The organism is Allobosea sp. Root483D1, from assembly GCF_001429505.1.
Taxonomy (GTDB): Bacteria; Pseudomonadota; Alphaproteobacteria; order Rhizobiales; family Beijerinckiaceae; genus Allobosea.
Window position 1 is genome coordinate 27,599 of record NZ_LMJW01000005.1, and the last position, 7,484, is coordinate 35,082.

Sequence of the window (7,484 nt, forward strand, 5' to 3'; positions counted from 1 at the left end):
GGCCGGCGGGAACAATCCTATGGTACGGGACGTTGCGCGCTGCGTGATGAGCTTGTCTTCGCGCTTGAGCGCTTTCTCTTACTGGAAGGGCGGTCGCTGGCAGCGACCCGCACGTTTCCGATCCACGGCTTCAGTATTCTGCCCCGGCCGCAATTGCTCCGATGTGGTCAAGGCAGGGCGTGCCAGCGTGCTCGTCGACGGCGCCGACTATTTCCGCCATCTCGAAAGTAGCCTTCGCCAGGCGAGGCAGTCGATCATCATCATCGGCTGGGATTTCGACGGTCGCATCCGCCTTCGCCCGCAAGCCAGCGAGGAGGAATCACCACCTCTAGGCCCGCTGCTCCGCGCGCTGGTCGAAGCGGAGCCGCAACTCTCCGTCCAGATCCTGGTGTGGAGCATCTCCGTGCTGCACGGTCCGAGTGCCATCGCGCCAGCAATGTTTGGCAGCGATTGGCAGCAACACCCGCGCATTCACCTCAAGTTCGACACGCAGCATCCGTTTTATGGTTCGCATCACCAGAAGATCGTCTGCATCGACGGCGCCGTCGCCTTTGTCGGCGGCATGGATCTCACCGTCCGGCGCTGGGATACGCCGGAACATATGGCCGACGATCCGCGCCGGATCGACTGCGAGGGCGAACCGTACCCTCCTGTTCACGATGTTCAAATGGTCTTCGATGGCCGTGCTGCGGCAGCAATATGCACGATGGCCACAGAGCGCTGGCACAGCGCGACCGGGGAATTCTCCACCTCACCGGGGGATCAGCGCAAACAATTCGGTGACGCGCCATGGCCCGCTGACCTGGAGCCCGACTTCCGCGACGCAGGGGTCGCCATAGCACGGACCCATCCGGCCTATGCCGGACGCAACGAAATTCACGAGTCATCGACGCAGGCCCTCGACATGATCATGGCGGCCGAGCGTTCGATCTATATCGAAGCGCAATACCTGACCGCGAAGATCATCGGCGCGGCGTTGTCGCGGCGGCTCAAGGCTCCCGAAGGACCGGACATCGTCATCGTGATGACGCAGGAATCCCACGGGCTGCTCGAGCGTCTCGCCATGTCGGAGAACCGCGATCGCTTGATCCGCCGGCTTGCCCGGGTGGACCGCTTCCGCAGGCTCCGCGTCTTCTACCCGGTGGTCCCCAGCGGAAGCGGCAAGGTCGAGGTCCTGGTTCACGCCAAGCTCATCGTCGTCGACGACCGGGCGATCCGGATCGGCTCGTCGAACTTGAACAATCGCTCGATCGGCCTCGATACCGAATGCGACGTTGCGATCGAAGCCAGCAGCGCAACCGATCGCAGGACCATCGCCGGAATCCGCAACCGGCTTCTGGCCGAGCATCTCGATTGTTCGACCTGCGATGTCGATGTCGCGATCAAGGAAGCTGGACTGGCACGCGCGGTTGATCGGCTTAATCACAGGCCTCGCGGGCTCAGGCCGTTCGACGTCGGCAAGTCCGGCAGTCCATTCCGCTTGCTGCCAGGGACGCGCTTTCTGGATCCCGTACGGATTTTCCGCTTGCCTTGGCCGTTTCGCTAGTCCTTCCGCCTGGATAGCAGGGAAAAAACCAGGAGCGCGGCGCCGGGGAGCAGCGGCACCAGAAAGTAGACGGCGCGGAAGATGATCAGCCCGGCGATGACACCGGCGCCGGGTAATACCGTCGCCACCACGGCTTCGATGACGCCCAGGCCGCCGGGGACGTGAGCGACGAGCGAGGCGATGTTGGCTAGCACATAGCTGGCAGCGACATCGAGGTAGGAGACCGTGCCCAGGCTCGACAGGGCCTGATGCAGGCACGCGGCGACGAGCGCGAAATTAAGGGGGCCGATAACAAATTGCGCAACGGCCAGTCGCGGGCTCGGCAATTCAATCTCCCAGGAACCGATCCGCCATTGCCTACGCATGAAGAAGCAGAGTGCGAGATAGGCCGCCAGTGCCATGACCAGGCCGATGGCCATGGCGAACACTGTGCCGGCCGGCAGCCCGGTCAGCTTCACGGCAAGGTCTGAGCGCAGGAGGAGCGCCAGCGCCGCGAGCGTGCCTAGGCCGATGCCGACGGTCATCCCACAGAACAGGATCACCTTGGCGACGTCCCCGGCGCTGAGTCCCCATCGCGAATAGAAGTGATAGCGGATCGCGCCGCTGCTGAGCGCTGCCAGGCCGATATTGTGACCGAGCGACAGGCTCGTGAACGACGTCAGGGCCGCTTTCGGGTAAGCTAGAGGCTTGCCGGCGTATCGCAATGCCAGAAAATCAAACAACGTCAGGCAGGCGTAGCTGCACAGGGCGAAGCCCAGCGCCGCCGCTACCCGGGCCGGAGCGGCCGAGCGCAGCAGCTCGCTCAGCTCGGCATAGCTGTGACCGCGCAAGGTCCTGTAGAGCAGGTACGCCGCGAGCGCGATCGCTGCCAGTGCCAAGATCGTCCTGAAAATGGCCGGCCAGCTTCGGCCGGGTCGATCTTGCTCGGTAGCCTCAACGCTCATGTGAATTGACAAGATCGGTCTTGTCCCCCTCGGCCGGAATGCGCAGCTGCGCAATCAGCGGCAGATGATCCGATGCAACTCTGGTCAATGGCGACCGCACGACCTCTGCGCTGGTGACCTCGATGTCATCGGAGACGAAGATGTGGTCGATGCGCAGCATCGGCCGCCGCGACGGGAAAGTGGGTGCGGGTCTGCCTTGCGTTCCAGCGAGATGGGCGTCGCTCAGCCGTGCTGCGAAGCTGCGATAGACCGAGCCGTGCGGCAAGGAATTCAGGTCGCCCACGACCGCGTAAGGCGGCTGGCAGCGTTCGATCCAGTCGCCGCCGAGCAGGGCGACCGCCTGTGCTCGTCTCTCCCGGCGGCCGAGCCCGAAATGAGTGTTGATCACCTGCAACCTCGCGCCGCCGACCATCGCCTCGACCCAGATGGCGCCGCGTGGCTCCGAGGGCCAGAGGTTGCGCAGCCCTGGCAGGAGGCCGACCTTGACGAGACGGGACGGGCATCGCGTCAGCACCGCGTCGCCGTACTGTTCCTCCTCGATCCGCAAAGCTGGGTGGAAATGGCTTGTGAAGCCGAGCTTGTCGGCAATGAGGAGAGTCTGATCTACGCCGCCGCTGCGCAGCCTGCCGACATCGATCTCCTGCAGCGCAACGATATCGGCATCACAATCTGCGATCACCTCCGCGATGCGTTCCGGCGAAAGGCGACGATCTGTGCCGAGACAGCGGCGGACATTGTAGGTCGCAAGGGTAACGGGCACCTGAATCGACGGCTGAGTGATGCGGGTCATCTGCATTTAATGCCGCAGCGTGGCCGAAGTTCATCATCGGCGAGGAGCTGATAGTCCGAGCGCATCTGGCCGCGCTGGATTTTGCTCAGTCTCAGTCACGATGCAGCTTGCCGAGATTGCCCGGCAGACCGGAGAAGGGCAGATCATCCTCGGTCATCAATTCGCCGCCGCGCTCCGGCTCATCATTCTCGTTTGAAGCGGGGTTCGCGGCCCGCATCGCAGCGGCCGCTTCGCCGATCTCCGCCGGAGGGGTCATTTCCTGCTGCAGATGCCATTCGACGGTATCCCGGGTGCGGCCGGACCGCTCGGCCAGCTCTGCCACCCAGTCCTGCCTTGGGAAATGCCTCGCCATGGCGAGGGCAATCTCCTGGCCCGTTCCAATGGCGTCGCTCGGTCTCGTTTTCATGCCTTTGCCTCCTGCGAGGCCAACCCATCGCGCGAGTACAGGTTCCCCAGTCGGCCGGTGATCCTTTCCAGACCTGGCGCGTTTTCAAAGCAGAGCGGTGGAGCAGGCCATGCCATCAAGAGATCAAGCGGCCGACCCAGCCCTGCGGGAGGTGGCAGGCCTCGACGCACTGAACGCCATCATCGCGGGCTCGGCGCCGCTCGTCCCCGGCGCGACCCAGGCGGTGCTGGGAGAAGGGCCGGAGGGGGCGGTGATCGCCTTCGTCGGCGAGCAACCCGGCGATCAGGAGGATCGGCAGGGCCGCCCCTTCGTCGGGCCGGCGGGCCACATGCTCGACCGGGCTCTGGACGAAGCCGGTATCGACCGGGCCCAAAGCTATCTGACCAATGCGGTGAAGCATTTCAAATTCGTCGAGCGCGGCAAGCGGCGGATCCATCAACGTCCCACGACCGGTGAGGTCCGGCATTATCGCCGGTGGCTCGACAAGGAGCTCGAGTTCATCGACCCGCGCATCACCGTGGCGCTCGGGGCAATCGCCGTGCTGGCCCTGGTGGGCAAAGCCCTGCCGATCTCGCGCAATCGCGGGGAGGCGCAGTTCCAGGGGCGCCGCGGCTTCATCACCGTGCATCCGTCCTCGATCCTGCGCCAGCCCGGTGATGCGGCCCGCGCCGAGGCCTACGATGCGTTCATCGCCGACCTGCGCCAGATCCGGCGCTTGTCACGGACGCGATAACCGAATCGAGGCCAGGCTCGACGCCCTCCTGCGACCGGTCCCCCGCGAGGAGCCGACAAGCTGATCAACGAAATAGATCGCGATTATGCTGGCCCCGACCACGGCCATATGCGTGAGCATCAGACGACGTGATGCGTTATCGGAGCCTTGGCAGAGCCGTTGCCCAAAGGCAGACGCGGGGAAGCCATGCCGCTGGATCGAGGACGTCATGCTCTATGTCTCGTTCCGGGAGCAGCATTCGTTGCTTCAGGACCGGCTGGGCGAGAGGCTAGTCGTTTTCTTCGGACCACCGCTGCTTCGCATCGTCCGCAGTGACAAGAAGTCTGGCCGTGTCGTTCTCGATCTCAGCGATGAGGCCGATGTCAAGGAAATGATGGGTTCCGCCTGAAGCCGGATCGCTCTTTTTCAGTTTGAGCAACTGACCGACCAGTGCATCGACGGAACCGACATGGCCTCCATCGGAACCGACCACCTTCAGGCCCTCGTGGATGTCCTGCACATGCATCATTGCTGCGTCTCCGCTGTTTTCGGGGTGACGCCGAACAAAACGGAAGGCATCGGGCAAGGTACCCGGCATGCTATGTCGACGGAGCCGGCACGGCCGGACCGAAGACTTTCGTGCGAAAGAACGGACCGGTGCTGGCCGGTCGCCAGCTCGCGCACGAAGCGCTGACGCGATGCTTGGTTGACCAGATGTGCGTGCAGGACAAGCCAGGCGCGATAGTCGGCAGGATGCACGGCTACGATCTCGATCGCTTTTCCCTGGCGCAATAATGTCTCGACTGCCCGTGTGGCCTGGCTGCGCCAACGTTCATAGTCAGGCCTGTCTTCCGTGCTTGCGGTGCAGATTTCGTCAAAGCCGACGCGATCATACCAGGGCACGACCGTCACATAGCCACCGCCTTCAAGCCTCGACATGAGCTGTCTCCTTTCGGACGACATTCGCCGGCTTGCCGCGCAAGACGGCGTCACCGCACCGCCCGGTCGCGTGCAACCTGTCGCGATCGAGAACCTGCAGGCGCCCGCGCCGGGAGCGAATGATCCGTTCGCCTTCGAGCACATGCAGCGCCACGGTCACGCCCGAGCGGCGGACCCCGAGCAACTCGGCAAGTTCGCGATGGGTGATCGCAAGATCGTCCCGCTGCACCGCCTTGCCGTAGAGGGCTATCCAGCGCGCCACCCTCTCCTCGATCATCAGCGTCGCCTGCAGTGCAGCCTCCGCCAGGAAACCCGCAGTCGAGCGGAAGGCATACCTCAGCAACCGCTCGTGGAGCGAGTGGTCCACCTTGGACGCGCGAAAGATCGCATCGGCCGGTACTCGGACAGCGGAGCCTCCACTCAGGACGCGGGCAGTGACCGCTGGAAACCCCGGCAATAGCAGTCGGTGAATTCCGACGATGTCACCTTTGCCCGCAAGCCCGATCTGAAAGCGCGCCTGCTCCTGCCTCATGCACAAGGCGAGGACCGCATCGAGCGGAAAAAAGATATCGCCGGAATTCAACATCGCTCCGGGAGCGAGCCTCACCCGAGCCCCGCCAGTGAACAGATGCTCATCCGCTGACTGGAAATGATCCGCCGCTGAACGGCACTGAATTGTCTCTCCCCCCAACGTGATGGCGTCCATGGATGGCCTCCAGGTTGGTAACACCAGTTGAGCGCACCAGACACCGGCCGGCACTAACTTAAGTTAGCTTCGGGTGCGTTTTCACTCGAATGCTACTGGCACGCGCGCAGGAGAATCGCGGCGAGCGCCGCCCAGCCAATTCCGATCAGGCTGAGGCCATCGAGCGCAGCGCCGACCCGACATAGAAAATGCTGCGCGTCATCGGCTTCAGCCCGACGCCGGGAACGGCTGCTCCAACGCGGTGCCAGACAATGGCAAGGGTAGCGACAAGCGTGGCGATCACCACGACGAGGTCGTGCAGTCGAGGTGCCGCTTGATGGCAGGCCAACACCTTCGAGGAATAGACGGTCAGGAAATGCCCGGCCCAGCCGGCGGGAGCGAACAGTCCGCCGCCGGACCGGCGCAAGGGGAGGGCCAAGGTCATGGCTGCGCCACCAGCCGCGGGAAGCGGTAGGTGAGCAGAAGCCCGAAAGCCGTGTGGCCAAGAGCATATTACGCAGACTTCGAGGGCAGAACAGACACCAGACGCATCGCGGAGCGTCGCGAAAAGAGCATACTCTGGCCGTCGGAAGACCCGTCAACTAAACCGCCGGACGCTGCCTGCTCCGCGTCGCCGACGGGACGCGCCTTCTTCGAGGAGTGCTTGCGACCCCCAACAAGCGGTTTAACTCGCGGAGCTGCTTCTCAATGGAGGCTGCGAGCTCTCTAATCCTCGCTGCCTCCACACCAACCGCAACGTACCTCTCCACCGATCCGCGATCTTGAGCTTGGAGCCACACCACCAGCCGCTCTTCGAGCTCCTTAGGCAGGTTCGCTAAGCCACCGACGACCTTGCTGTAATGAGGCTGGGAGATCCCGATCGCCCGCGCCACGGCTCGTTGGCTTAGTCCGACTTGGAGACGTCGCCCCTCGACCTCCGAAAGAAGTTCGCTCATTGGCAGTTGCCCGAGTATTATCTAGAATGAATATGCATGCACTACATTCATCGCGCCAGAGGGTTCTTTCCCTTTCGGGAGATGGGCGCGCTGTCACGATATTGGCGTTCGGAGCTGTCCGACCGCGAGTTCAGCATGCTCGCCTACATCATGGACCATACGGTCGAATGGGGCCGGCTTGCTTATCGGTTCACCTACAGGTCTCTCGCCGAGGGCACTCCGATTTCCCCTGTGGCCTGAACAAGGGCGAGCAGCAACTTCGCCAGACCCTCGTATCACTAGAGCGGAAAGGCGCCGTCCGCATCGTGCGGGGGCGGGATGGCCTCGCAATCACGTTCAAGCCGTTGTGGATGCCCACGACAGGCTTCCCGCGAGCGTCCGATGGATGCCGAGGCCCCCCTAGAAATCCAAGGGGCAGACCCTTGGAAAACCACACCTCGTATTAGGGTCCAGACTCACAACCAGTAGCTGACGGTCGCGGCGATGCAGACGGCTGCGAGGAAGTT

10 protein-coding genes and 1 pseudogene are annotated in these 7,484 nt (G+C 63.4%); 3 read left to right on the top strand and 8 right to left on the bottom strand.

Features of this window, described 5'->3' with window-relative positions; translation table 11 throughout:
• The first annotated feature begins 187 nt into the window (after positions 1-187).
• Positions 188-1,546, top strand: a complete 1,359-nt coding sequence (locus ASE66_RS08945) for a phospholipase D-like domain-containing protein (protein ID WP_162262466.1) — start codon at positions 188-190, stop codon at positions 1,544-1,546.
• Here the strand turns inward: ASE66_RS08945 and ASE66_RS08950 are convergent.
• The 3 genes from ASE66_RS08950 to ASE66_RS08960 form a co-directional block, all read right to left on the bottom strand.
• Entirely contained in the window at positions 1,543-2,490 is a 948-nt protein-coding gene (locus ASE66_RS08950) for a lysylphosphatidylglycerol synthase domain-containing protein (protein WP_082613307.1), read from the bottom strand. The two genes, ASE66_RS08945 and ASE66_RS08950, sit on opposite strands and share 4 nt — an antisense overlap.
• A complete protein-coding gene (locus ASE66_RS08955) occupies positions 2,480-3,286 on the bottom strand; it encodes an endonuclease/exonuclease/phosphatase family protein (RefSeq protein WP_244494844.1) in 807 nt (268 codons plus the stop codon). Before ASE66_RS08955 ends, ASE66_RS08950 begins: the two co-directional genes overlap by 11 nt.
• Before the next feature lie 85 nt (positions 3,287-3,371).
• Positions 3,372-3,602, bottom strand: coding sequence for a hypothetical protein (locus ASE66_RS08960; RefSeq protein WP_156412081.1), 231 nt, complete (start codon positions 3,600-3,602; stop codon positions 3,372-3,374).
• Positions 3,603-3,786: 184 nt separating this feature from the next.
• Here ASE66_RS08960 and ASE66_RS08965 point away from each other — a divergent pair.
• Positions 3,787-4,419, top strand: a pseudogene (locus tag ASE66_RS08965) (UdgX family uracil-DNA binding protein); the annotation flags it as partial.
• 268 nt (positions 4,420-4,687) lie between these two features.
• Here the strand turns inward: ASE66_RS08965 and ASE66_RS08970 are convergent.
• The 5 genes from ASE66_RS08970 to ASE66_RS33945 form a co-directional block, all read right to left on the bottom strand.
• Entirely contained in the window at positions 4,688-4,927 is a 240-nt protein-coding gene (locus tag ASE66_RS08970; RefSeq protein WP_057189286.1) for a DUF2171 domain-containing protein, read from the bottom strand.
• Complete coding sequence (locus ASE66_RS32025; RefSeq protein WP_156412082.1) at positions 4,924-5,337, bottom strand: hypothetical protein; 414 nt, start codon at positions 5,335-5,337, stop codon at positions 4,924-4,926. Before ASE66_RS32025 ends, ASE66_RS08970 begins: the two co-directional genes overlap by 4 nt.
• A complete protein-coding gene (locus ASE66_RS08975; RefSeq protein ID WP_057189287.1) occupies positions 5,324-6,043 on the bottom strand; it encodes a Crp/Fnr family transcriptional regulator in 720 nt (239 codons plus the stop codon). Before ASE66_RS08975 ends, ASE66_RS32025 begins: the two co-directional genes overlap by 14 nt.
• A 145-nt stretch (positions 6,044-6,188) precedes the next feature.
• Positions 6,189-6,467 (bottom strand): hypothetical protein, encoded by a 279-nt coding sequence (locus tag ASE66_RS08980; protein ID WP_057189288.1) that lies wholly within the window; start codon positions 6,465-6,467, stop codon positions 6,189-6,191.
• Between the two features lie 157 nt (positions 6,468-6,624).
• Entirely contained in the window at positions 6,625-6,978 is a 354-nt protein-coding gene (locus ASE66_RS33945) for a helix-turn-helix domain-containing protein (protein WP_057189289.1), read from the bottom strand.
• Between the two features lie 36 nt (positions 6,979-7,014).
• Between ASE66_RS33945 and ASE66_RS08990 the strand changes: the two genes are divergently transcribed.
• Positions 7,015-7,218 (top strand): hypothetical protein, encoded by a 204-nt coding sequence (locus tag ASE66_RS08990; protein ID WP_057189290.1) that lies wholly within the window; start codon positions 7,015-7,017, stop codon positions 7,216-7,218.
• The last annotated feature ends 266 nt before the right edge of the window (positions 7,219-7,484 follow it).

Coding starts and splice junctions, on each gene's coding strand:
- ASE66_RS08970 (WP_057189286.1), bottom strand. CDS start 4,927: ATGATGCATGTGCAGGACATCCACGAGGGCCTGAAGGTGGTCGGTTCC.
- ASE66_RS08975 (WP_057189287.1), bottom strand. CDS start 6,043: ATGGACGCCATCACGTTGGGGGGAGAGACAATTCAGTGCCGTTCAGCG.
- ASE66_RS08950 (WP_082613307.1), bottom strand. CDS start 2,490: ATGAGCGTTGAGGCTACCGAGCAAGATCGACCCGGCCGAAGCTGGCCG.
- ASE66_RS08990 (WP_057189290.1), top strand. CDS start 7,015: ATGCACTACATTCATCGCGCCAGAGGGTTCTTTCCCTTTCGGGAGATG.
- ASE66_RS32025 (WP_156412082.1), bottom strand. CDS start 5,337: ATGTCGAGGCTTGAAGGCGGTGGCTATGTGACGGTCGTGCCCTGGTAT.
- ASE66_RS33945 (WP_057189289.1), bottom strand. CDS start 6,978: ATGAGCGAACTTCTTTCGGAGGTCGAGGGGCGACGTCTCCAAGTCGGA.
- ASE66_RS08955 (WP_244494844.1), bottom strand. CDS start 3,286: ATGCAGATGACCCGCATCACTCAGCCGTCGATTCAGGTGCCCGTTACC.
- ASE66_RS08980 (WP_057189288.1), bottom strand. CDS start 6,467: ATGACCTTGGCCCTCCCCTTGCGCCGGTCCGGCGGCGGACTGTTCGCT.